Here is a 22,588-nt window from a genome sequence, read left to right as displayed (position 1 = left end):
CAGGCGGCGCCCCGCGGCACGGGTCGCCGCCTGCGCTGTGGAACACTGGGCGCATGGCCAAGAAGACCAACAGCTCGGAGCTGATGCAGACCGTCGACCAGGTCGCGGAGGAAGCCATCAACGTGGGCTACCGCCTCGAGCAGAAGCTCCACCGGTTCCGTCAGCGGCGCGCGGAGGGCCGCGGCGACATCCCCGTCATGGTGGCCTTCGAGGGCTACGGCTCGGAGCACCACGTGCGCGTGCTCGGCCGGGCGCTGCTGAAGAGCCGCGGGCTCATCGAGTCCACGGACGAGGGCGCCGAGTCCATCCGCGGCTGGCGCTCCTTCACGTCCGTGCCCATCGCCTTCGCGCCGGTCAACGTCTGGATCGACGACTACGAGTTCCACCTCGTGGCGGACAAGGGCGGCGTGGTGGACGTGGACCTGCAGGTCTCCCTGCCGCCGGGGGAGCACGTTGTGTGGATGCAGACCGCGGGCTCCGAGGTGGTCGAGGCCCGGGTCTTCATCGTGGCCGACGACCAGCGGATCGGCATCGTCTCCGACATCGACGACACCGTCATGGTCACCGCGCTGCCCCGGCCCATGCTCGCGGCCTGGAACTCGTTCGTGCTCAACGAGCACGCCCGCACCCCCACCCCCGGCATGGCCGTCATGATGGACCGGCTCCTGCACCGCCACCACCAGGCACCCTTCCTCTACCTCTCCACGGGGGCGTGGAACGTGGCCCCCACGCTCCGCCGGTTCCTCACCCGCAACGCCTACCCCGCCGGGGCGCTGCTGCTCACCGACTGGGGGCCCACCACCGACCGGTGGTTCCGCGCCGGTGCCGCCCACAAGGTGCACAACCTCGAGCGCCTCGCGCAGAACTTCCCCCAGGTGAAGTGGATCCTCATCGGCGACGACGGCCAGCACGACCCGGAGATCTACAGCGGCTTCGCCCAGCGCTACCCCGACCACCTGGCGGCCATCGTCATCCGCAACCTCTCGCCCACGGAGGCGGTCCTCGCCGGCCACCCCCTGGCCGGGGAGGAGCGGCGCGTCAGCGTCCCCGAGGGGACGCTGTGGATCGAGGGCAACGACGGCGCCTCCATCTCCCGCCAGCTCGCGGAGCACGGCCTGCTCTGAGCGCGGCCTGCTCTGGGCACGGCCTGCTGCGAGTACGGCCCGCTCCGGAACGTCCGGGGCGAGTCCTACGCTGGAGCCATGACCACCTCGCAGAGCCCTCTCGCCCCCGCCGCGGACGGCGCCCCCGACCTCCCCGCCCCGGACGCGGCCGATCTCCCGGCCGTGGACGCAGCCGTCGAACGGGCCCGCGCAGCCTTCGTCCCCGACCTCGGCCTGGAGGCCCGCCTGGACCGGCTCCGGCGGCTCGAGGACCTCGTGCGGGAGAACCGCGCCGAGCTGGAGGCCGCGCTGAGGGCGGACCTCGGCAAGCCCCCCGCGGAGGCCTGGCTGACCGAGCTCGGCTTCACCCTCGAGGAGGTCGCCGGCATCCGCAAGGAGCTCGCCGCGTGGATGGCCCCCGCCCGGGTCCGCGTCCCGCTGAGCCTGGCACCGGCCCGCGCCCGCGTGGAGCACCAGCCGCTCGGGACCGTGCTCGTGATCGCCCCCTGGAACTACCCCGTCCAGCTGGTCCTGAGCCCGCTGGCCGGAGCGCTCGCCGCCGGCAACACCGTCGTCGTCAAGCCCTCGGAGGTCTCCGCGACCGTCTCCCGCGTGCTGGCGGGGCTGCTGGAGCGGTACCTGGGGGACTGCGTGAGCGTGGTCGAGGGCGGGGTGCCGGAGACCACCCGCCTGCTGGAGCACCGCTTCGACCACGTCTTCTACACGGGCAACGGGAAGGTCGCCCGCGTCGTCGCGGCGGCCGCCGCCCGGCACCTGACCCCCGTCACCCTGGAGCTCGGCGGGAAGTCCCCGGTCTGGGTGGACGGCTCCGCCGACCTGTCCACCGCCGCCCGGCGGATCGTGTGGGGGAAGTTCCTCAACGCCGGTCAGACCTGCGTGGCCCCGGACCACGTGCTGGGGACCCCCGAGACGCTGGCCGCGCTGGAGCCCGAGCTCGTGCGCGCGGTGGAGGAGCTGTACGGGGCGGACCCCCGGCGCAGCGACTCCTACGGGCGGATCGTCACCGGGCGCCACCTGGCCCGGCTGACCCGCGTCCTGGAGCAGGTCCGCCCCGAGGACGTCGTGTGCGGCGGCTCCGCCGACCCGGCCGACCGCTACCTCGCCCCCACGGTCGTGCGCTCCGCGCCGGACGGGCCGTTCATGGCCGAGGAGGTCTTCGGCCCCGTCCTGCCGCTCGTGCCCGTGGCCTCGGCCGAGGCCGCGGTCGAGATGATCACCGCCGCGGACAAGCCGCTGGCCCTCTACGTGTTCACCGAGGAGGAGTCGGTCAAGGACCTGTTCCGCCGCCGCACCTCCTCCGGCGGGCTCTCCTTCAACGCTCCGCTGCTGCACCTGTCCGTGCCCGAGCTGCCGTTCGGCGGGGTGGGGGAGAGCGGCACCGGCGCCTACCACGGGAAGCACTCCTTCGTGGTGTTCTCCCACGTGCGCGCGGTCATGGACAAGCCGCTCGCCCCCGACACGCTGCGGATGGTCTACCCGCCCTACACCGGGCTCCGGGCCCGGCTGGCCGGCGCCGCCGTCGGCCTGCGCCGCCCGTCCCGGCGGAGCCGACACGCCGTGCCCGAAATTTAATTTCGTCCACCGCCCGGGGGCTCCGGCGAGCGCACAGCCTGTGCATATCCGGGCCCCCGGGGCGGAATTCCGCGACCCCGCGCGGAGCGGCCCTGTGGATGAGAATGCACCCGCCTGGGGATAGTCCGAGAGGAGCTGTGGACAACGCCGAACACTGCATCTAGGGGTAACTTCCCCTTCCGAACACTAGATGTAGTATTGAAATCAGCCACTCGGAGAGAGCCCCACCGTCCCGCACCGCCTGCGGAAATCCCGGATCTCCCCCCGAAACCACCGTCCACACCAAGGGGAAACAGCGATGTCCGTGACCGTGTACAGCAAGCCGTCCTGCGTCCAGTGCAATGCCACGTACCGGGCCCTGACCAAGAAGGGCATCGAGTACAGCGTCGTCGACGTCACCGAGGACGAGGCGGCCCTGGCGCACGTTCTGGCCCTCGGCTACCAGCAGGTCCCGGTCGTGGAGACCGCCGACGACCACTGGTCCGGCTACCGGCCGGACAAGATCACGTCCCTGGCCGTCCTGCTCTCCGCCTGAGCCCGGCACCCCCGGGCCACTCGGGCCCGGTCGCCGCTCAGGAGCCGGTCGCGGGAAACCCACCCCAGCACCCACCTCGGAGCACGGAAGCGATGAGCACACACGCCCCCGGCGCGGTCCGCGGCACGATCCCCGGAACCGCTCAGGAGAGCCGCGGCGCGAGCCCCGCGGCGCCGGACCCCCGCGTCCCGCTGCTCGTCTACTTCTCCTCGGTGTCCGACAACACGCACCGGTTCGTCGAGAAGCTCCACGCCCGCGCCGTGCGCCTGCCGGTGCACACGGGGGAGGAGCCCCCCGAGATCGACGAGCCCTTCGTGCTGGTCACCCCGACCTACGGCCGGCCCGACGGCAGCGGAGCCGTCCCGCCGCAGGTCGTGAAGTTCCTCAACCGGGCGGCCAGCCGGCGGCACCTGCTCGGCGTCATCGGCGCCGGCAACACCAACTTCGGGACGGCGTTCTGCCTGGCCGCGGACAAGATCGCGGCCAAGTGCGACGTCCCGGTCCTCTACAAGTTCGAACTCATGGGCACCCCAGAGGATGTCCGCAAGGTAAACCAAGGATTGGAACAGTTTTGGCGACAATGCACGCAGCCCCGGGCCTGAGCGTCGAGCCCGGCCACGAGGACCAGAAGGTCCCGGAGAAGTACCGGGGTCTCGGCTACCACGAGCTCAACGCGCTGCTGAACCTCTACGACGCCGACGGCAGGATCCAGTTCGACGCCGACAAGCAGGCCGCGCGGCAGTACTTCCTGCAGCACGTGAACAACAACACCGTCTTCTTCCACGACCTCGAGGAGAAGCTCGACTACCTGGTCTCCCACCAGTACTACGAGCCCGAGGTCCTGGAGAAGTACAGCCGCGACTTCATCAAGGAGCTCTCCAAGCGCGCGTACGCGCAGAAGTTCCGCTTCGAGACGTTCCTGGGCGCCTTCAAGTTCTACACGTCCTACACGCTGAAGACCTTCGACGGCCAGCGCTACCTCGAGCGCTTCGAGGACCGCGTGGTCATGGTCTCCCTGTACCTCGCGGACGGCAACGAGGTGCTCGCCACCCAGCTGGTGGACGAGATCATCTCCGGGCGCTTCCAACCCGCCACCCCCACGTTCCTCAACGCGGGCAAGAAGCAGCGCGGCGAGCTCGTCTCCTGCTTCCTGCTGCGCATCGAGGACAACATGGAGTCCATCGGGCGGTCCATCAACTCGGCGCTGCAGCTGTCCAAGCGCGGCGGCGGCGTGGCGTTCGCCCTGACGAACATCCGCGAGGCCGGCGCCCCGATCAAGAAGATCGAGAACCAGTCCTCGGGCATCATCCCCATCATGAAGCTGCTGGAGGACTCGTTCTCCTACGCCAACCAGCTGGGCGCGCGCCAGGGCGCGGGCGCGGTGTACCTGCACGCCCACCACCCGGACATCTACAGCTTCCTGGACACCAAGCGGGAGAACGCGGACGAGAAGATCCGCATCAAGACCCTCTCCCTCGGCGTGGTCATCCCGGACATCACGTTCGAGCTGGCCAAGAAGAACCAGGACATGTACCTGTTCTCCCCGTACGACGTGGAGCGCGTCTACGGCATGCCCTTCTCCGACGTCAACGTGACGGAGAAGTACCACGAGATGGTCGCGGACGCCCGGATCACCAAGAAGAAGATCAACGCCCGCGAGTTCTTCCAGACCCTCGCCGAGGTCCAGTTCGAGTCCGGCTACCCGTACGTGATGTTCGAGGACACCGTCAACCGGGAGAACCCGATCGACGGCAAGATCATCATGTCCAACCTGTGCTCCGAGATCCTCCAGGTCTCCGAGCCGTCCACGTACCACGAGGACCTGGACTACGACGAGGTCGGCAAGGACATCTCCTGCAACCTCGGCTCCCTCAACATCGCCCTGACCATGGAGTCCCCGGACTTCGGCCAGTCGGTGGAGACCGCGATCCGCGGCCTGACCGCGGTGTCGGACATGTCCAACATCAACTCGGTGCCCTCGATCCAGCGCGGCAACCAGATGTCCCACGCCGTCGGGCTGGGCCAGATGAACCTCCACGGCTACCTCGCCAAGGAGCACATCCACTACGGCTCCGAAGAGGGCCTCGACTTCACGAACATCTACTTCTACACGGTCACCTACCACGCGGTCCGCGCCTCGAACGAGATCGCGAAGGAGCGCAAGGAGACGTTCTCGGGCTTCGAGCGGTCCAAGTACGCGTCGGGGGCGTACTTCGCCAAGTACACCGACCGCGAGTGGGCCCCGGCCACCGAGCGGGTCCGGCAGCTGTTCGCGGAGGCCGGCGTGCACGTCCCCACGCAGCAGGACTGGCTGCGGCTGAAGCACTCCGTCATGGAGCACGGGATGTACAACCAGAACCTGCAGGCGGTCCCGCCGACCGGCTCGATCTCCTACATCAACAACTCGACCTCCTCGATCCACCCGATCGCCTCGAAGATCGAGATCCGCAAGGAGGGCAAGCTCGGCCGCGTGTACTACCCGGCGCCCTTCATGGACAACGAGAACCTGGAGTACTTCCAGGACGCATACGAGATCGGCTACGAGAAGATCATCGACACCTACGCGGCCGCGACCCAGCACGTGGACCAGGGCCTGTCCCTGACCCTGTTCTTCAAGGACACGGCCACCACCCGCGACATCAACAAGGCGCAGATCTACGCGTGGCGCAAGGGCATCAAGACGATGTACTACTCCCGCATCCGCCAGCTGGCGCTCGAGGGCACCGAGGTCGAGGGCTGCGTCTCCTGCATGCTCTGACCGCCGGCCCCGGCGACCACCCCACACTCCCCGCGCGCGTCCGCAGGACGCGCGCGGGGGACCACACCCTTGAAGGAAGAGATCGACAATGACTCTGGAGAAGAGCGAGAGCATCGACAAGGTGCAGCTGCTCCACCACGAGGCGCAGGCCATCAACTGGAACCGCATCGAGGACGACAAGGACTTGGAGGTCTGGGACCGCCTGACCGCGAACTTCTGGCTGCCCGAGAAGGTGCCGCTGTCCAACGACGTCACGTCGTGGAAGACCCTCACCGCGGAGGAGCAGGAGCTCACCATGCGGGTCTTCACCGGCTTGACGCTCCTCGACACCATCCAGGGCACCGTGGGTGCCGTCTCCCTGATCCCGGACGCCACGACCCTGCACGAGGAGGCGGTGTACACCAACATCGCGTTCATGGAGTCCGTGCACGCGAAGTCGTACTCCTCGATCTTCTCGACCCTGTCCTCCATGAAGGAGATCGACGAGGTCTTCCGCTGGTCCCGGGAGAACCCGTACCTGCAGAAGAAGGCCGAGATCGTCCTCAAGTACTACCGGGGCGACGACCCCCTGAAGAAGAAGGTGGCCTCGACCCTGCTCGAGTCCTTCCTCTTCTACTCCGGGTTCTACCTGCCCATGTACTGGTCCTCCCGGGCCAAGCTGACGAACACCGCGGACCTCATCCGCCTCATCATCCGCGACGAGGCCGTGCACGGCTACTACATCGGCTACAAGTTCCAGCGGTCCCTGGCCAAGGAGTCCCAGGAGCGCCAGGACGAGCTGAAGCTCTACACCTACGAGCTGCTCGAGGAGCTCTACGAGAACGAGGTGCTCTACACAGAGTCCCTCTACGACGGCGTCGGGTGGACCGAGGACGTCAAGAAGTTCCTGCACTACAACGCCAACAAGGCCCTCAACAACCTGGGCTTCGAGGCGCTGTTCCCCAAGGAGATGACCGCCGTCTCGCCGGCGATCCTCTCCGCGCTGTCCCCGAACGCCGACGAGAACCACGACTTCTTCTCCGGCTCGGGCTCCTCCTACGTGATCGGCAAGGCCGTGAACACGGAGGACGAGGACTGGGACTTCTAGACCGTTGTCTGACGATTGAGGGCCCGGCTGCTGATGCAGTCGGGCCCTCTTTCCGATGAGGTTGTGAGATTTCAACCTAGTGGCCCCGGAGGATCACGTTCCAGTAGTCCCGGGGGAGGACCTCGAGGTCGAAGAACCAGAGGGCGCGGTTCGGGGTCAGCAGCGGTAGGCCGGGGATGCTGGGCGCCAGTGCGTTGTCCCGGTCGAACTCGGCCAACACGGCCCGGCCCCGCTGCACCGTCACGGGGGTCACGGTGTACCCGTCGTAGGAGGCCGTGGGCTCCCGGCCGTCACGGGTGGCCAGGAGGTTCTCCGTGAGGATCTTCGTCTGGTGGCGCAGTGCCCCGCCGGAGGAGGTGGTCTCCAGCGCGGCCGCGTCCCCGCAGGCCCACACGGTGGGCACACGGCGGTGGCGCAGGGTCTGGGCGTCCACGTCCGCGTAGCCGTCCCACGCGGTGCCCGGGCCCGGCGCGGCGCCCAGTCCCGCGTCGGCGATCCAGGCCGGGGCCCGGTGGACGGGGCAGTGGTGCAGCAGGTCGTAGGACAGGTCCCGGGGCGCCCCGTCGACCGTGGCCCGCAGCCGGCGGGAGCCGGCGTCGACCGACTGCACGTGGGCGCTCGTCAGGACCGTGATGCCGTAGCGCCGGACCCAGGGCTGCAGGACCCGGTCCATGTCCGGCTGGCCGAACACGGTGGCGGTGGGCGTCAGCAGGGTCACCTCGATGTCCTGCAGGACACCCTGGCGCTGCCAGTAGTCGCAGGCCAGGTAGAGTATCTTCTGCCCGATCTGCGGAGTGGGGGCGGGGCCGTCCGGGATGGTGAACAGCGCCCGGCCGCGGCGCATCCCGCGGATCAGCTCCCAGGTCTTGGGGGCCAGCTCCACGGTGTAGTTGGTCGAGGCGTGCGGGCCGGCCATCGCCTCGGCACTGCCGGGGACACGGTCCCAGTCCGGGGTGGAACCCGCGCAGATCACGACGTCCCGGTAGCCGATGTGCTCCCCAGAGGACAGCGTGGCCGTCCGTGCCGCCGGATCCAGTGCCTGGACACGGTCCTGGATCCATCGCACGCCGCGGGGCATCACGCGGTGCTGGGCCCGGGACATCTGCTGCACGGTCTTCCGTCCGGCGCCCACGTAGGAGAGCATCGGCCGGTAGTGGTGCGTGGACTTCGGCTCCACGATCGCGATATCCGTGATGCCCTTGCGGCGCAGTCGTGCGGCCAGGGAGATCCCGGCATTGCCGCCGCCGATCACGAGGACGTCAGTGGTGTGGTCCGAGGGTGTGATGGTCATCGTGACTCCGTGGACGAGGATGGCTCTACGGCCCCGGGCGGGGCCGCCCGACCATTCGACCACGAGCCGCCGCGCCCAAGCCCAGGCGGTAGGCATCAAAGGGTGGAGAGGCTTTCTGGAGGTCCATGTCGAGGAACTTGCCAGTCAGGACAGCTGAGCGACGGAGCGATGCCGGTGGCTGTTCCGCAAAGGACCCCGGATGAAGTGGCGTCTTGTAAGCCAGGGGATGCGAGACGTCTCATCCAAAAAATTTGCGCCCGCATGATTCCGCTGTTTGGCTTGTCTCGCATCCATGTGCTTTATCCAGATGGCTAGAATCAGGTACTAGACATTGGTTGTGAGACACAAAGGGGTAGACATGGGCAAGCTCATCGGGTATGCACGCGTGTCGACACGGTAGCAGGACGCCGACCGTCAAGTGCATGACCTGCTGACTGCTGGTGTGCGACGCGATGATCTCTATGTTGACCATGGAGTGTCTGGAGCCCGTGCCTCCCGCCCGCAGTTCGACAAAGCGGTGGACGCGCTTGAAGAGGGTGACACTTTGGTGATCACCACGCTGGACCGCCTGGGACGCTCTACGCATAACATGCTCACCTTCGCTGAGGCGCTGCGGGGAAGGGGCGCTGGGCTGCGAGTCCTGAATTTGGGTGGGGGAGACGTGGACACCCACACTCCCATGGGATCGATGGTCTTCACTGTCATGGCCGCCTTGGCCCAGATGGAACTGGAGATCAAGCGGGAGCGGATCACCGACTCGGTGGCCAAGCGGCGTGCCGCCGGCAAGGATCTCGGCGGGCGCAGGCCGACCTTCACGGACTCCCAGATCCGCAACGCCCTCCGCCTCATCGAGGCCGGGGAGCCGGCCACCCAGGTGGCCCGCGATTTGGGGATGTCCAGAGCCACCCTCTACCGGCGGATCCGTGAGTTGCCCATGCCGATGTCGATCTGAGTGGACGCCGCCCCTGAAAGCAGTGGTGTGTATAGCGCCGCGAAATTGTGAGACAGACGTGGGGTCCCACAGATTTCTGTGGGACCCCACGTCAGCTGGCCGGTCTCCTCCGGTGAGCCTCACCGGGCGAAGGTGCGATAGGCGGCTACTCCTCGCAGTGGTAGCTGTCCTCCTGAGCCGCGTCTCCTCCGGTGTACTGGGCGTGCAGGGGGTAGCGGCAGATGGGCTTGGCGGCGAGGACCTCGAACGGGGCGGCAGGGTCGTTGGCGGTAGCGGCCACCGACGCCCCGGGGGCGTCCCCGTTCAGGGCCCAGTCCTCCATCACGGTGACCCAGTCGGTGTTGTGCGGCACGCCGTGGACGGTGCCCGCGCTGGTGGGCGCGTCGTAGGTGGTGGTGCCGTCCTCGGCGAGGGTGGCCGGATCGATGGCCGAGGTGCAGCCGTGGTCGGTGCCCGGGGAGACGTAGAGGCGCAGGAACTCGTCCACCTGGTCCTGTCCCATGGCCTCGACCACCGAGTCGTAGTACTTCATGCCCATCCCCGCGGACTGAGCGTAGTCGGCGGTGCACTCCAGGATGGTCAGCTTCCCGCCGTGGCGCTGGAAGGCCGACAGATCCGCCTCCACGGTGTCCATGTCCCGGGAGACCTCCTGAATGCGCTCACGGTAATCAGCCGGATCATAGTCATTGACCACGTCCAGGCCCGGGTCCTGAGCGAAGACGTACTTGGCCGCCCCCACCCCGTAAAGCTTGTAGTTGGCGTATCCGGTGTCCCCGAAGCGCAGGGACGGGTCGGTGCCAACCTTCTGGTGCAGGGAATAGGCCTCCCCGCCGAAGAAGAAGCCCGGGTACCGATCCATGCCGCTGGCCAGCTCGAAGCCCGGGTCGGTGGGGGCGAAGATGGTACGGATCGTCTCCAGCTGAGCGGGACTGAAGCTCTCCCCGGCCACCGCACCCTCGGTGACGACCTTGGCCTCCACCGCGGCCATGACGACCTCCTGGCAGCCGGCCCAGTCGGTGAGCACCCCATCGGCGATCCCGTCCTGCCCGTCACAGGCCTCGGCGGCGACGGTGGCCAGCAGATCGATGTCGGCCGCGGTGAACGCCCCGGCCCCCTCGTTGCCCTCAAGAGCCTGGACGGTCTCGATGAACTGGTTGAACAGACCCGTCCAGCCGATCACCGGGGTGGTGACGAAGATGTTGTCGATGTCCTTGGGGAAGCGCTGAGCCATCAGCAACCCCTCACGCCCGCCCTCGGAAGTGCCGAACCAGAACGTCTCGCCCGGCTTCTTCCCGTAGTGGGCCTTGGCGATCTCCTGGCCCACGTCGTGGACCTTCTTGTAGGCGTCAGTGGAGAAGTTGCGCCACATCTCCTCGTTCAGCGCGAAATCGAAGGGCGCCCCGGCCCGCTCCACAGGATCGGCCGAGGCCGCCCGCGGGCTGGCGGCGGTGAGGTGCCCGGAGTCGGTGCTGACGGTGAGGTAGCCGCGCATCAGCGGGGTCACCGTGTCCCCGCTGTTGGTGCCGGGGGCGATGTATCCGGTGGCATCGCGCAGAACCCCGTTGAACCCGCCACCGCCGAACTGGGCGGAGCGCCCGTTCCAGTCCACCGGCAGGTTGACCTGGAAGCCGATCGGCTGAGCACCTGCGGTCACCGCGGCGATCTCACCGGTCACCTGGCAGAAGTCCGGAGTCGCCGGCGTGATCACGGAGGTGCCCGAGCGGGACTCCTTGGCCGGGGAGCCGTCGGCGGTGGTCACCGCCGCGGCCGCCGGGCGGAACTGCGCCTCGGTCACGGTCGCGGCCCCGGTCTGCATGTCCGCAGTGCCAATCTTGTTGGCCTTGATCACCAGGCCCTCCAGCTCACCACACGCTACCGCCGGGTCCGCCGAGGTCTTGGTGCCGGCCTGCGTCGTGGCCAGGGGGGAGCCTGCGGGGACGGCGGCTCCTACTGGCGCGGCCCCGGCCCACAGCATCATCGTGGCGCCGAGGCCGGCCCCGCACTTTGTCCACCAGTTCACGTTGTGTCTCCTCATCGATTGCTATGACCTGGCTCACAAAGTAGCCAGCTCGGGACAACGCACGGAATAGTAAGAGGCACTGAATTTCAATTGGTCCGAATACACAACCCTGAAGTATGAGTCCCGGAAGTGGCCCAGACGCGGCAGCCAAGGGCCCGCTGAACGACGCGCTCTCATACAACTAGGGGCGGCGGAGCTGGCAGTCGTGGACACTGAGCATTTTCCGTTCCCCGGTTCTGGAGTTGCGGATCCACACGACCTGGAACTTGGGCATGGTCGCTACGACGACGGCGCTGTACGTCGGGAAGCCGAACTGGTGGATGTCGAGGTGGTCTCCTCTGCGGAGATCGGAGACGTCACGGATGGGTCGCAAGTCGGTCGGCATGGTCGTCAGTACTTCCTTGTGTGGTGGCGGAGAGTGGGTGCCAGCGCAGTCCCCGTCTTTGTCGAAATGGGGGTTCTCGTGGGCACTGCCACCGACCGGTGAAATCGGTCGGTGGCAGTGACGGCACGGCCCGTGAAGTCAGTGGACCAGGGCGGGGATCTTGGCGCGCATGGCCGCTTCGGCGTTGTCCTGGGCGCGGGTCTTCTCCAGGGTGGCGGTGATCAGGTGCTTCGGCACGACGACGATGCCGTCGCTGTCGCCGAGAATGGCATCGCCGGGGTGGCAGACCACGTTGCCGCAGGCCACCGGGGCTCCGAGGGTCCCGGGGCCGTACTTGAAGGGCCCGGCCGGGCTGATCCCGCGGGCGAAGGTGGGCAGACCCATCGCCTGCAGTTCGGCGACGTCGCGGGTGGCGCCGTCGATGACGACCCCGGCGATGCCGCGGGCGATGCACAGCTCCCCGAGGATGTCGCCGAAGCAGGCGCGGTTGGTGTCGCTGTTGGCGTTGATCACCAGCACGTCCCCCGGGCGGGCGTCGTCCAGCGCCCGGTGGATGGCCAGGTTGTCGCCTTCGCGGGTCTGGATGGGCAGCACGGTCCCGGCCAGGCGCAGCCCCGGGGTGACGGGGCGGATCGCGGCGTGCATGAGACCCATCCGTGACTGGGCGTCGCCGATGAGGGCGACCGGGTACTGGGCCAGTTCCTGGATGGGGCCCGGGGCGGGGCGGTCCCAGTCCGGGGAGAGCTGGAGGCTGTCGGTGGCGGCGGTGATGATCATGGTCGGCTCTCTCGCTGTGGTCTGATTCGCAGGGGTGTCTGAGCTGTTGTCTGGCGGTGTGGTGTCGTCGTCGGCTCAGCTGTAGGTCGGGGCGGTGGCGTCGTTGATCGCGGTGGCCGGGCGGTCCCCGGTCAGGGCCTGACGGATCGCTGCCAGGGCACCGGTGCCGGCGGCCAGGAACGCCTCGGCGGTCTGGCCGGCCACGTGCGGGGTGACGAGGAGGTTCGGCACCTGGGCCACATCGATCACCGAGTGGGGGAGCGGGTTCTTCATGTCCACGGACTCGCCCTCGAGCACGTCCAGGCCGGCCCCGGTCAGGCGCCCGGCGGTCAGGGCCTGGGCCAGGGCGGCCTCGTCGACCAGCCCGCCGCGGGAGGTGTTGATCAGCACCGCCCCCGGTTTCATCGACGCCAGGGCGTCCGCGTCGAGGAGGTGGCGGGTTCGGTCGGTGAGCGGCAGGTGGAGGCTGAGCACATCAGCGGCGGCGATGACCTCTTCGGCGGTGGCAGGCCGGGCGCCGGTGGCGGTGATGGCGGCGTCCTCCACGTAGGGGTCGTGGGCGATCACGTGCATGCCGAAGCCGGCGGCGATGGTGGCGACCATGCGGGCGATGCTGCCGAAGCCCAGCAGCCCCAGGGTGCGCCCGTGGAGTTCGAAGCCGTTCATCTGGGGTTTGAGCTCGGCCCAGGCTCCGGCGGCGGTGCCGGTGGCCCCGTAGGGGGTGCGGCGGGCCAGGGAGAGCAGGAGGGCGAAGACGTGCTCGGCCACGGCCTGGCTGTTGGAGCCGGGGGTGGTGCTCACCCACACCCCGGCGGCGGTGGCGGCGTCGATGTCGACGTTGTCGGTGCCCACCCCGTGGCGGGCGATGATGCGCAGCCGCGGGGAGGCGGCGATCTTGGCGGCATCGAAGCGCTCGGCCCGCAGCAGGACCGCCTCGACCTCGTGGCTGACCTCGGTGTAGTCCACGGCGGTCTCGCCGTAGCCCAGGTGCACCCGCCCCAGGGTGGAGAGCTCCTCGAGCACCTCGGGGTGGACGGGATCGGAGACGTAGATGGTGGTCATGGGGTTCCTCAGCAGGGGGTTCGGCCGCGGGTCAGCGGTAGAGGTGGGAGGTGGAGGAGGTGGTGGTGTTGGTGCGCACCGCGCCCAGCACCACGGCCAGGCCCATCACCCCGAAGACCACGAGCATGTAGGCGGGCACCAGGGTGTTGCCGGTGGCGTCGATCATCCAGGTGGCGAAGTAGGGGCCTCCGGCCCCGCCGATCACGGCCCCGACGCTGTGGCCGAAGGCCACCCCGGTGTGGCGGACCTCCACGGGGAAGAACTCGGGCATCGAGGCGTAGGTGCCGGCCTGGCACAGTGCGTAGGGCACCATCCCGATCAGCAGCCCGACCATGGCCAGGGCCACCGAGCCGTTGTTCATGAGCATGAAGGAGGGGATCGTGACCACGATGTAGAAGAGGTAGGAGCTCACCAGCACGCGCTTGGCGCCGATGCGGTTGCCCAACTGACCCGCGAGAGGGATCAGGAAGGCTGCGGCCACCACGGCGATGAGCACGATGTAGGAGGCCTCGGCCTTGGTGTAGCCCAGCACTGTGCTGAAGTAGACGGCCACGTAGACGGTGCCGATGTAGGTGCCCATGTTCTGCACCAGGGAGATGAAGAAGACCTTGGTCAACGGCTTGCGGTGCTCACCGATGAGCCGGCCGAAGGGGGACCCGGTGGTCTCCTTGGCGGTGGTGGCACTGGCGGTGAACTCCGGGCTGTCCTCGATCTTCAGGCGCATGATCAGGCACAGGATGCCCAGCGGAACGGCGATCATGAACGGGATCCGCCAGCCCCAGGACTCCATCGCCTCGGCCGGCACCAGGGTGGCGGCCAGGGCGGCCAGGCCGGCCGCGGACCCCTTGCCCAGGACCGCGATGCTGGGGATGAAGGAGATGTAGAGGTTGCGCCGTTCGATCGGGGCCCACTCGCGGATGTAGCTGGCCGCCCCGCCGATCTCCCCGCCGGCGGAGAAGCCCTGCAGCATCCGCAGCACCCCGAGCAGGATCGGGGCCCAGATGCCGATCTGGGCGTAGGTGGGCAGGGCCGCGATGAAACCGGCGGCCGCGCTCATCAGCAGGATGGAGCCCACCAGGCTGGTCCGGCGGCCCATCCGGTCCCCGATCCAGCCGAAGAAGATCGCCCCCAGCGGACGGACGATGAACGCGGTGCCGAAGATCAGGAACGTGTTGAGCAGCCCCGCCACGGGGTCGTCGCTGGGGAAGAAGACCACGGCGATCGTGGCGGCCACGTACCCGAAGACGCTGAAGTCGTAGTACTCGATGAAGGTGCCGAAGGCTGCGACCCCGGTGGCCTTCTTCGCCTTGCGCTGCCGTTGCGGGTCCACCGCGGGGGCGGTCAGCTGTGATGCCTGAGCCATTCCAACTCCTAAAAAATGGGACACTGTCCTGAAATGTTGATACAGTGTGAGCGGGCCCACGGACGTGTGTCAAGCACCACAGGGCCTCCGGTGCGCACCTGCCGAGACCGAAGGCGCAGCCGCCTCGGTGGGTCCGGGCGGTAGCGTGGTGGGCGCGGCGCCGGCCCCGGACGGGATTGGGGCGGGCGCAAGGTGCGACGAAACAGGAGGAGGGCAGGGGTGAACGAGACCACGGCATCCAGCAATGACCGGATCGTCGAGGTGCTGCACGCCCTGGTGACCCGCGAGCAGGCGACCGGGGTGCGGGAGCTGGCCGAGGCGCTGGGAGCCAGTCGCAGCACCGTCAACCGCATCCTGCTGGGCCTGGTCGACCAGGAGTTCGCCCTACCCACCGCCGCCGGGGCCTACCGGGTGGGCCCGCGGCTGCGGGTGCTTGCCGCCGCTCTGCACGCCCGCCACCCGCTGCTGGCCAGTGCCGGGGACGTTCTCGAGGAGCTGGCGGAGCAGTCGGAGGCCACCGTGATCGTGGCCGTCCACGACGCCCCCCGCCCCCAGGCCGTGGTCATCGCCCGACGGCGCCATCCCGGACCAGTGGAATACTCCCTGGAACCGGGTACGGTCCTGCCCCTGCACGCTGGCGCCACCGGCCGGGCCATCCTGGGCCGGATCGGCCTGGGCGCCCTGGGGCCCGAGGCGCTGGAGGCCCGCACGCCCGAGACCGTCACCGACCGGACCGAACTGGCGGGACTGCTGGACCAGGACCGCCGCACCGGCTACGTCATCAGCGTCGGTCAGCAGTTCCCCCTGGCCGCCGGGGCCGCCGCCGCCTTCTCCTGCGTGGGGCTGACCGGGTCCATCTCGATCACCAAACCGCGCTACCTCACCGATGACGAGGACCTGGCCCGCTTCGGCCCGCTGGCCCAGACGGCCGCCCGCACGATCGAAGACCAGTGCCCCACCCCACCGGTGCCGGCGAACCTCCCCTTGGGGACCACCCACCCGGCCGGGGGCACCGCCCTGGAGCGGATGACCCGGCTACTGGCCGTCCTGGTGGCCGAGCCCGCTGGCGTCCATCCCGGCCAATCCCTGGCGCGAGCGATCGGCGCCAACATCGCCACCACCCACCGGCTGGTCGCCACGGCCACCTCCACCGGGCTGGCTCTCACCGACGGCACCACCCTGCACCCCGGACCCCGTCTGCTGCACTGGGCGGCCCGGCTGGGTCCTGCCCGCGACATCGGTGCCCTCACCGGCCACATCCTGCGCGAGCTGGCCGAGACCACCGGGGAGACCATCGGGCTGGCCCAACTGAACCCCGCAACCGGCACCGCCGAGATGACCACCGTCATCAACGGCGTCCAACCCCTGCACTACGGGCTGGCTTCCGGAGTGACCATCCCGCTCTACGCCGGGGCCGCCGGCAAGGCCATCCTCGCCCACTGCCCGCTCGACACCCTCGAGGCCCTCGAGCTGGAGCCGCTGACCGAACGCACCCCCGTCGACCGGCAGGCGCTGGTCGAGGACCTGCAAGCCATCCGCGACCGCGGATGGGCCACCGCCGACGGGGAACGCATCCCCGACGCCTACGGCCTCAGCGCCCCCTACTTCATCGACGGCACCATCGCCGGATCCATCACCGCCACCGTCGCCCGCTTCCGCGTCCCCGACCTCGACCTCGACGCCCTCGCCCATACCATCCAGGACGCCGCCCACCGCATCACCCGGCTGCTCACCATCACCCCGCTTCCAGCCGCCTGACCCCTGCAGAGCCCCAACAGCACCACCGCGCCGACACTTCAACGACATAAGTGCCGGCCAGAAAGGTCGGCGCACCCGAGGATCCCCGCTGATGGGGCCACTTCAGCTGGGCCGATGTTGGGCAGGTCAGGCGGGACCGTTGCCGACCAGTACAAGGCCCCGCCGGGCAGCTGCTCAGCGGGGCCTCGTCGGTCCCCCTGTGTCGTCGTGGAGGACCCGATTCGGAAACGTCTCGCCCTCAGGCCCGAGCCCGCGCGAGACCACCTGCTGTGCCCGGGGACGGGTGGGCGCCGGCGTTTCCTCTGGACCGGACTCGGCTGGTCCAGGGTCTGCTCAACGATCAGCGAAGGCCCGATGGACGAGGAACTAAGAGCAGCTGGCAAACGCTTCTACTCTGCTCATCACCGAGACGACGAAGTTGCTGCGGTTCAGCAAGTGGCCACCGACGACCACGTCGATCCAGGCGGCTGTGGTGGTGAGTGCGCCGAATCCTCAGCAGATGACGAGGCCGGGCACGGGGGAAAGGGTCGGGTGGTGCGGCCGCGGAATGCAGCCGCACCACCCGGGTCGAGGCGGGCCCACGGGGACGAGGGTGGGAACCGCTCGGCTAGCAGGGCACGGTGAGGTCAGTGGGCAGGCGCGTCCACGGTGACGGTCTCACCGGGGGCGGCCACGTGCAGCCGGTCGGACAGACCCGCGGTGGCGAAAGCGGTCCGCACGTCCTCGATGTCCTCGCGGAAGTGTGCCCAGCCCTCGACGTGGGCGGGCACGATCTGGGCACCGGACAGGATCGTGGCCGCCTGCGCAGCGGTCTCACCGGTCAGCGTGACCTCGGCATTGTCGAAGATCGCCTCGCCGAACCGGACGCCGCCGGCGAAGAGGATGGCCAGGTCGATGTCCGGGAAGCGGGCGGCGATCTGCTCCACCAGCTCCACCGAGGCGTTGTCCCCGCTGACGTAGACCGTCGGCAGGTTCTGCCCGTGGAGGACGAACCCGGTGACGGTCCCCGAGATCGGCTCGTACCCAACGGGCCCGTGCAGGGCCGGCACGCCGGTGATGTGCACGACCTGCCCGTCGGTGCCGGTGACATCGACGGTCTGCCAGGTGCCCAGACCAGTGATCCAGGGGACGCGGCTGTCGGCCTCAGGGGTGCACAGCACCGTCTCCACGCGGGAGGCCAGCTCGCGCCCGGTCTCGTCGAAGTTGTCGGCGTGCTCGTCGTGGGAGAGCAGCACCACATCCGGGTGCGGCAGCTGCTCCGGGCCCAGGCCCGGGGTGGTGGTCTTGGTCAGCACCGGTGCGCCCTCCGGGGCCGGGTAGGTGCGCGGGGTGTCGAAGGTGGGGTCGGTCATGAATGTCAGACCGGCCAGGGTGAAGACGGTGGTGGGTCCGCCCACCATGGTGACGTCGAGCTGAGGCATGCGAAGAGGTCCTTCCCGAAAGGGTGACATGGGGACCCTTCGAGCATGGCATATACCTAGGGGGTATGCAATATACCCCGGGGGTATATAATGTTCGGAGGCCTGCGCCCACCGACACCCCAGGAGGACCCCCGATGCAGATGGACCCCGCCGAGATGACTCCGGTGCTCAACCGCCTCAAGCGCGCCCGCGGGCAGCTGGACGTGGTGATCCGCTCCATCGAGGACGGTCAGGAGTGCCAGGTGGCCGTGCACAACCTCGCCACCGTCTCCCGAGCCCTGGACCGGGCTGGGTTCGCGATCATCTCCCGCACCCTCCAGCAAGTCGTGCAGGACCGCGAGCACCCCGTCACCGAGGAAGACCTGAAGGCCCTGGAGAAGCTGTTCCTCTCCCTGGCGTGAGCCATCTCCCCGCCTTGGAGGAGGTGCGACGCGCCTTGCCCTCTGGGGGTCGGCTCGTATGTCCGGCAACACATCCCATGAAGTACTACCAGGAGGTATCCATGACTGAAGGACCCGACTTCGAGCGGATCTTCGCGGCGCTGCCCGGAGCATATGCCGTGTTCGATCTCCACTGGAATTATGTGGCGGCGACCGACATGCTCCTCAAGACGGTGAACCGAAGCCGCGAGGAAGTCATCGGAAAGAACCAGTTCGAGGCGTTTCCGGACAATCCCGACGACCCCGACGCGAAGGGCAACGCGACCATGCTGGCCGGCTTCCAGCGTGTGCTCGACGAACGGGTAGGGCACTCGCTTCCGCCTACCCGCTACGACGTGGCAGATGAGAACGGGGTGTTCCAGGAGCGGTGGTGGAGGCCGGTCAATGAACCTGTCTTCGGTTCCGACGGAGAGATCCGGTACATCATTCACGGCATCGTGGACGCGACCGCGGAAGTGAAGGGAAGCTGAGCCTCAAAAGCCTGTTCTGGCGCAGTCCATTCAGGCCCTCAGGTGGTCGCCCCTGAGAGCACGACAGCCCTCAAGGCTTCCTCGCCCCGAGGGGGGTGCGACGCTCCCAGGATCCGGGCCCGCCCGACCCCGGTATCACCGGCCTTGTAGGCCACGGCTACCGGCCGGGGCGGTGCCACGGGCCGCGCCCGGATATTGCCGTGGTGAGGGGGGCGGCCTGGGCCGGTTCGCCAGCGACACCGTCGAGTGAGACTGAGGCGACCGATCGTCAGTGCCCACTTGGTCGGCCCTCCGTCCTCGTCGGGATGGCTGCCTGCTTCAGGTCCCTCGCGGTCACGGGGTGCTCGATACCCCGCAGCATCTGTTGAAGGGTGGCGGGAAGGGCCGCGATCCCTGCCCGGTCCAGGTCCGAGGCGGTGGCGAGGTGGGGCGCGGTCAGCTGACCCATGAGCGGGTACGTCAGCGCCTGGACCCTGCAGGCGGTTGGGGGTCGCCCCAGATTTCGTGGTGGCCAACTCTCCAGCCACCACCTTCCCGTGGATTTCGTAATTGCCTTTGCCTATCGGCTCATCAGGAAGTGCTCATTGTCGGTGAGGTGCGTCACGCCGCATGCTCATTTCAACGTTCTCCTCCACGGAGAGGACACACAGAAAGGACCTTCACAGATGGCGGAGCTGGATTTCACCCTGGTGGGCGGCCCAACGGCGGTGTTCACCCTCGGCGGTGTCACCTTCATGACCGACCCGACCTTCGATGACCCCTGCCACTTCGGGGACTGGGGTGGGCCGCCTTTGACCAAGACCACCGGACCCGCCGTGAGCCAGGCACAGCTGCCGAGCCCGGACGTGGTGCTGCTCTCCCACGACCAGCACCCCGACAACCTCGACGAGGCCGGGCGGGCGCTGCTGCCGGAGGCCGGGACCGTGTTCAGCACCCCCGAGGCCGCCGGGCGCATTCCCGGTGTGAAGGGCCTGGCTCCCTGGGAGACCGCCCAGGTCACCGCCCCCGGTGGCCGGGTCATCCACGTCACCGCCGTGCCGGCCCGCCACGGCCCCGAAGGGTGCGAGCCGATCGCCGGGACCGTCACCGGGTTCGTCCTGCACGGGTCGGGCCTGCCGACCGTCTACGTCAGCGGCGACAACGCGGCCGTGGAACTCGTCGAGCAGATCGCCGACCGCTTCCCGGACATCGACGTGGCGATCCTCTTCACCGGCGCCGCCCGGTTGGGGATCTTCGACGACGCCGAGCTGACTCTCACCGCCGCCGGTGCCGTCGAGGTGGCCCGCCTGCTGCCCGCGGCGCGGATCGTGCCGGTGCACGCCGAGGGCTGGGCCCACTTCACCGAGTCCTTCGCCGACCTGCAGGAGGCCTTCACCGGCGCAGGACTCACCGACCGCCTCCTGGTCGCCGGACCCGGCGCAACCCTCGCCGTCGGCTGACCCCTCGGAGCAAGTAGCCCATCAGCACCATGGGCGATGCCGGACATCCCACCTCCATGATTTCTTCACCCTGGGGCCTACGGATCTCGTCTGCTGCGGTCGCCGCCGTTCACGTCCTTCCATGGGAGCAGTGGTCAACCGGTCGACCGGAACTCCGCCATCGGCCACTTGCTCGCCACACCCACCGCTCGATGAATCCCTGACCGCCAGAAAGGCTCGAAGCACCAGCTCTCTTGCCCCTGTCGTCCATGCCCACACTTTGAATGCTTGGCCGTTCACCAGTCCATCAACAAGGAGAACACTCATGTCTTTGCTCGACGATTCCACCTGGAGCGGCAAGATCCTCACGGACGGCTGGCGGGCCGGCCGGGGAGGAACCCATCCGGTGACCAACCCCTCCACCGGAGACACCCTCGGAGAGATCGGCTTCGCCACCCCCAAGGACGTGTACGAGGCCGCCGAGCGGGCCGCTGCGGCTCAGCGGCACTGGGCTGCTTGCAAGCCCACCGAGCGGGCGGCGGTGCTGCGCAAGGCCGGCGACCTCTTCCACGCCCATGCCGAGGAGCTCATCGGATGGGTGGTGCGGGAAACCGGGTCGATCCCGGACAAGGCCGGGATGGAGGTCTTCTACTCCGCCAATGAGTGCTTCGAGGCCTCCGCCCTGCCCACGCACCCGCACGGGGAGTACCTGCCCTCGGACAACGCGCACTGGTCGATCGCCCGCCGCATCCCGGCCGGGGTGGTGTCGGTGATCGCCCCGTTCAACTTCCCCATGCTGCTGGCCATCCGCTCGGTGGCTCCGGCCCTGGCTCTGGGCAACGCGGTGCTGCTGAAGCCTGACCCCCGCACCTCTGTGGCCGGAGGCGTGGCCCTGGCGCGGATCTTCGAGGAGGCCGGCCTGCCCGCCGGGGTGTTGCAGTACCTGCCCGGCGGCGGGGATGTGGGGGCTGCGACCGTGGACGCCCCCCAGGTGCGCATCGTCTCCTTCACCGGGTCCACGGCGGCCGGCCGCCACGTCGGCGAGGCCGGGGCCAAACACCTCAAGCGCACGCACCTGGAGCTGGGCGGCAACAACGCCGTCATCGTCCTGCCCGGGGCCGACCTGGACCTGGCCGCCGGTGCGGGGGCCATGGGCTCGTTCTTCCACCAGGGCCAGATCTGCATGACCGCCGGACGCCACGTCGTCCACCAGGACGTCTATGGCGAGTACGTCGAGAAGCTGGCCGCCCGAGCGGATGCTCTCACCGTCGGGGATCCGGCGGCAGGACCGGTGCACCTGGGCCCGATCATCGACGAGCGTCAGCTGAAGTCGGTGGACGCGATCGTGCAGGCCACGGTGGCCGCCGGGGCCACCGTGGCCGCCGGCGGCACCCATGACCAGCTGTTCTACCGCCCTACGGTGCTGGCCGACCTGACCCCGGACATGCGGGCGTGGAAGGACGAGATCTTCGGACCGGTCGCCCCCGTGAGCAAGATCTCGGACGTGGAGGAAGCCGTCGAACTGGCGAATGCCTCCGAGTACGGGCTGTCGCTGTCGATCATCGGCGACGTGGGGCAGGCGATGAAGATCGCCGACCGGATCCACACCGGCAAGATCCACATCAACGAGATGACCGTCGCCGACGCCGCCAACGCCCCCTTCGGGGGCACCGGGGCCTCGGGCACCGGGTCCCGTTTCGGCGGAGCGACGGCCAACATCGAAGCGTTCACCGAAACCCAGTGGATCACCATCAGCCCCGAAATCCCCGTCTACCCGTTCTGATCAACAGCTCCATCACCGCGTGCACCACTGTCACTCTCACCGGTGCAATCGGTGCTCGCACTGACACGCCTTTCGGGAGGTCCCGCGAATATTGGGGCCTCCCGAAAGGCATTCAAGGTCAATGGGAATACTTATGCAGTCCTGCCCAGAATGGTCGCCTGCCCACCGCTATGAGAGCACTGGAAGCGCTAGGATATGCAACCCGTATCAGGCATCACATTTTCACCGGAAACGGGCCCCTCTCCCCAGGAAAACCTGCCGAGTGCGCCCCTGCCCCAGGTTCCCGCTGAGCGGGCCGTCCTCCTCGAGAAAGAAAGCGCGGTAGCAGATTACCGTCAGGCTTTGCTGTCTGGCTCTCAATGCTCGATGTGG

17 protein-coding genes and 1 pseudogene are annotated in these 22,588 nt (G+C 68.5%); 12 read left to right on the top strand and 6 right to left on the bottom strand.

The annotated features are described in order from the left end of the window. Nucleotides 1–53: 53 nt before the first annotated feature. The 6 genes from IEW07_RS12980 to nrdF all read left to right on the top strand — a co-directional run bounded on the left by IEW07_RS12980 (nucleotide 54) and on the right by nrdF (nucleotide 7,076). Nucleotides 54–1,124 (top strand): App1 family protein phosphatidate phosphatase, encoded by a 1,071-nt coding sequence (locus IEW07_RS12980; RefSeq protein WP_188537889.1) that lies wholly within the window; start codon nucleotides 54–56, stop codon nucleotides 1,122–1,124. Nucleotides 1,125–1,202: 78 nt separating this feature from the next. Beyond that, nucleotides 1,203–2,696 (top strand): aldehyde dehydrogenase family protein, encoded by a 1,494-nt coding sequence (locus IEW07_RS12975; protein ID WP_188537887.1) that lies wholly within the window; start codon nucleotides 1,203–1,205, stop codon nucleotides 2,694–2,696. Between the two features lie 298 nt (nucleotides 2,697–2,994). Next, on the top strand, nucleotides 2,995–3,231 hold the full coding sequence (gene nrdH / locus IEW07_RS12970) for a glutaredoxin-like protein NrdH (RefSeq protein WP_188537885.1): 237 nt from the start codon (nucleotides 2,995–2,997) through the stop codon (nucleotides 3,229–3,231). Nucleotides 3,232–3,323: 92 nt separating this feature from the next. Next, nucleotides 3,324–3,833, top strand: coding sequence for a class Ib ribonucleoside-diphosphate reductase assembly flavoprotein NrdI (nrdI, locus tag IEW07_RS12965; RefSeq protein WP_188537883.1), 510 nt, complete (start codon nucleotides 3,324–3,326; stop codon nucleotides 3,831–3,833). Further along, nucleotides 3,812–5,989 carry a class 1b ribonucleoside-diphosphate reductase subunit alpha gene (nrdE, locus tag IEW07_RS12960; RefSeq protein ID WP_188537881.1) on the top strand — a complete coding sequence of 726 codons (2,178 nt, stop codon included), beginning with the start codon at nucleotides 3,812–3,814 and terminating at the stop codon, nucleotides 5,987–5,989. The genes nrdI and nrdE overlap by 22 nt, the downstream gene beginning before the upstream one ends. Before the next feature lie 88 nt (nucleotides 5,990–6,077). After that, nucleotides 6,078–7,076, top strand: coding sequence for a class 1b ribonucleoside-diphosphate reductase subunit beta (nrdF, locus tag IEW07_RS12955; protein ID WP_188537878.1), 999 nt, complete (start codon nucleotides 6,078–6,080; stop codon nucleotides 7,074–7,076). A 76-nt stretch (nucleotides 7,077–7,152) separates the two neighbouring features. Here nrdF and IEW07_RS12950 read toward each other — a convergent pair whose 3' ends face one another. Further along, a complete protein-coding gene (locus IEW07_RS12950) occupies nucleotides 7,153–8,367 on the bottom strand; it encodes an NAD(P)/FAD-dependent oxidoreductase (protein WP_188537876.1) in 1,215 nt (404 codons plus the stop codon). A gap of 358 nt (nucleotides 8,368–8,725) precedes the next feature. Between IEW07_RS12950 and IEW07_RS12945 the strand changes: the two are divergent. After that, nucleotides 8,726–9,319, top strand: a pseudogene (locus tag IEW07_RS12945) (recombinase family protein). A gap of 145 nt (nucleotides 9,320–9,464) precedes the next feature. Here the strand turns inward: IEW07_RS12945 and IEW07_RS12940 are convergent. The 4 genes from IEW07_RS12940 to IEW07_RS12925 form a co-directional block, all read right to left on the bottom strand. Further along, nucleotides 9,465–11,339: a tannase/feruloyl esterase family alpha/beta hydrolase gene (locus tag IEW07_RS12940; RefSeq protein WP_188537874.1), complete on the bottom strand. Its 1,875-nt coding sequence runs from the start codon at nucleotides 11,337–11,339 to the stop codon at nucleotides 9,465–9,467. A 523-nt stretch (nucleotides 11,340–11,862) separates the two neighbouring features. After that, on the bottom strand, nucleotides 11,863–12,501 hold the full coding sequence (locus IEW07_RS12935; protein WP_188537872.1) for an RraA family protein: 639 nt from the start codon (nucleotides 12,499–12,501) through the stop codon (nucleotides 11,863–11,865). A gap of 75 nt (nucleotides 12,502–12,576) precedes the next feature. Further along, on the bottom strand, nucleotides 12,577–13,563 hold the full coding sequence (locus IEW07_RS12930; protein ID WP_188537870.1) for a hydroxyacid dehydrogenase: 987 nt from the start codon (nucleotides 13,561–13,563) through the stop codon (nucleotides 12,577–12,579). Nucleotides 13,564–13,594: 31 nt separating this feature from the next. Then, entirely contained in the window at nucleotides 13,595–14,926 is a 1,332-nt protein-coding gene (locus tag IEW07_RS12925; protein ID WP_188537868.1) for an MFS transporter, read from the bottom strand. 219 nt (nucleotides 14,927–15,145) lie between these two features. On the opposite strand from IEW07_RS12925, the gene IEW07_RS12920 reads away from it, so the two are divergent. Continuing rightward, entirely contained in the window at nucleotides 15,146–16,684 is a 1,539-nt protein-coding gene (locus tag IEW07_RS12920; RefSeq protein WP_188537866.1) for an IclR family transcriptional regulator, read from the top strand. 626 nt (nucleotides 16,685–17,310) lie between these two features. Here IEW07_RS12920 and IEW07_RS12915 read toward each other — a convergent pair. Next, nucleotides 17,311–18,105 (bottom strand): MBL fold metallo-hydrolase, encoded by a 795-nt coding sequence (locus IEW07_RS12915; protein WP_188537864.1) that lies wholly within the window; start codon nucleotides 18,103–18,105, stop codon nucleotides 17,311–17,313. Between the two features lie 134 nt (nucleotides 18,106–18,239). Between IEW07_RS12915 and IEW07_RS12910 the strand changes: the two genes are divergently transcribed. The 4 genes from IEW07_RS12910 to IEW07_RS12895 all read left to right on the top strand — a co-directional run bounded on the left by IEW07_RS12910 (nucleotide 18,240) and on the right by IEW07_RS12895 (nucleotide 22,216). After that, nucleotides 18,240–18,506, top strand: coding sequence for a metal-sensitive transcriptional regulator (locus IEW07_RS12910; protein WP_188537861.1), 267 nt, complete (start codon nucleotides 18,240–18,242; stop codon nucleotides 18,504–18,506). A 77-nt stretch (nucleotides 18,507–18,583) separates the two neighbouring features. Continuing rightward, on the top strand, nucleotides 18,584–19,015 hold the full coding sequence (locus IEW07_RS12905) for a nitrogen regulation protein NR(II) (protein ID WP_188537859.1): 432 nt from the start codon (nucleotides 18,584–18,586) through the stop codon (nucleotides 19,013–19,015). A 665-nt stretch (nucleotides 19,016–19,680) separates the two neighbouring features. After that, nucleotides 19,681–20,454 (top strand): MBL fold metallo-hydrolase, encoded by a 774-nt coding sequence (locus IEW07_RS12900; protein WP_188537857.1) that lies wholly within the window; start codon nucleotides 19,681–19,683, stop codon nucleotides 20,452–20,454. 304 nt (nucleotides 20,455–20,758) lie between these two features. Continuing rightward, complete coding sequence (locus tag IEW07_RS12895) at nucleotides 20,759–22,216, top strand: aldehyde dehydrogenase family protein (RefSeq protein ID WP_188537855.1); 1,458 nt, start codon at nucleotides 20,759–20,761, stop codon at nucleotides 22,214–22,216. Nucleotides 22,217–22,588 lie beyond the last annotated feature (372 nt).

Origin of the sequence: Kocuria dechangensis (assembly GCF_014636775.1) — a bacterium.
Taxonomy (GTDB): domain Bacteria; phylum Actinomycetota; class Actinomycetes; order Actinomycetales; family Micrococcaceae; genus Kocuria; species Kocuria dechangensis.
This window is presented reverse-complemented; position numbering and strand designations above follow the sequence as displayed.